The 1,647-nt window shown below is 37.1% G+C and carries 1 protein-coding gene and 1 pseudogene; both read right to left on the bottom strand.

The features are described 5' to 3' along the window. Nucleotides 1-800, bottom strand: an 800-nt coding sequence (locus DRF58_RS18010) for a hypothetical protein (protein ID WP_116037330.1), incomplete at its 3' end; no start/stop codon positions are given. A gap of 82 nt (nt 801-882) precedes the next feature. Further along, nucleotides 883-1,647: pseudogene (locus tag DRF58_RS18860) on the bottom strand (hypothetical protein); the annotation flags it as partial.

Here is a 1,647-nt window from a genome sequence, read left to right as displayed (position 1 = left end):
ACGGGGGTTGAATGTATAGCTAGTTTATTACTTACGCTTCTGTTTCCTGTGGCCGGGCTACCAGCGCCAATGCCAATGAAAATATTGTTAGACCCTGTTCGGTTTCCTGTCCCGGACAGATAGCCGATAGATATGTTATCGTTTCCTGACGTGATATATGACATGGCTCCAGGACCAATTCCGATATTTCTACTTCCTGAAATCACTCCGTTTGCAATCCCATTCAATGCCGATACTCCTGCACCATAATTAAGTTTGCCTGTAACTTCTCCTTGAGACATTGCGTAAGCACTGGCTGAATTTCCTTTTCCCGAAGTTATATTAGAATCTGTTGCAAAAATAGAATTGTAATCACCGGTGATTGGACTTCTGGAATTGCCCAGTATGTAATTTTCTTTCTCATCAAAATTAAGATGCAGACTGTTCTTGACAATAAGTTCAACCGTAGAAGTGTTGCCCTTGAGTGCAACTGTATTTAGTGGGTCTTCCTGTATAAATGACTTCCATAGATCACCATCAAAATAATACAATCCGGACTTTGTGATATGAATGACCTGACCGGATAAATTAGTAGCTGGAGATGTTACAAAGACGACAGCTCCTTTTTTTGCAGATGAATATGTTTTTGCTGCGAGTTGGTTTCCATTGATCCGTGGAGGAATAATCCCGTCATAATGATTGGTATCATTAGGTTTCCCTACAACTTCTAAAGTGGTCTCGGGCGTCTGGGTGTTGATGCCAATCTGTCCCTGTATTGATATTGCTATGAAAGGCAGAAAAAAATAAATTAATGTTTTCATTTTATTTTTTATTAAAATTCATTTGGTCTTAAGAATCGTATTAACTGTTTTAATTTATATTAATTGCTATAATTTTAGTATTCTATTGTAGATAGGGTCTAATCCAATTTGAGTAGCCCTGAGCTTCTCCATAAGTATAATATGATGTTGATATTGCGCCTAAAGAAGCTTGAGGAATTTTTATGGTAAAATTTTCAAGCAAGGCTGGAATAAGCATTGTTGAATTCTCAGGATGTAAAAAAACAATCTGGTTAGGAATATACCCTATGTCACTAAAGATATCCGGGATATGTATAAGTGCGTCTGAAGTAATTGGTTCTGAATCAGTCGACCTGAATATTTGAAATTTTACATTGACGATACCATTAACTTTTCTGAATGATACGGATCCTTTTAAGCCTCCATAATTTTTGGTTCCAATCGTATAGTATTTAGAAGCGGTTAAATAATTATTTGTATTTCCATTATAATTAACCGGAGCGGACCAGGTAGAAGTTGCAGTAAGAGCTGTAGTGCTGGTATGGTCAAACGTCAATAGAATTCTATATTCAGTGGGTTGCTTTTCTTTTGAAAATGTTTGCCACAAATTACCATCAAAATAATATAATCCGGGTTCACTTATTTGAATGACTTGTCCTGATAAATTGGTAGCCGGAGATGTTACAAAGACGACAGTTCCTTTTTTTGAAGATGAATATGTTTTTGCCGCGAGTTGGTTTCCTGTAATTCGAGGAGGAATAATTCCGTCATAATGATTGGCATCATTTGGTTTCCCTACCACTTCTAAAGTCGCTTCCGGATTTTGGGTATTGATGCCGACCTGACCTTGGATTGATACTACTATTAA

The organism is Epilithonimonas hispanica, from assembly GCF_003385395.1.
Classification (GTDB): Bacteria; Bacteroidota; Bacteroidia; order Flavobacteriales; family Weeksellaceae; genus Epilithonimonas; species Epilithonimonas hispanica.
Note: the sequence above shows the minus strand (reverse complement) of the source record. Positions and strands in the feature narration are given on the sequence as shown.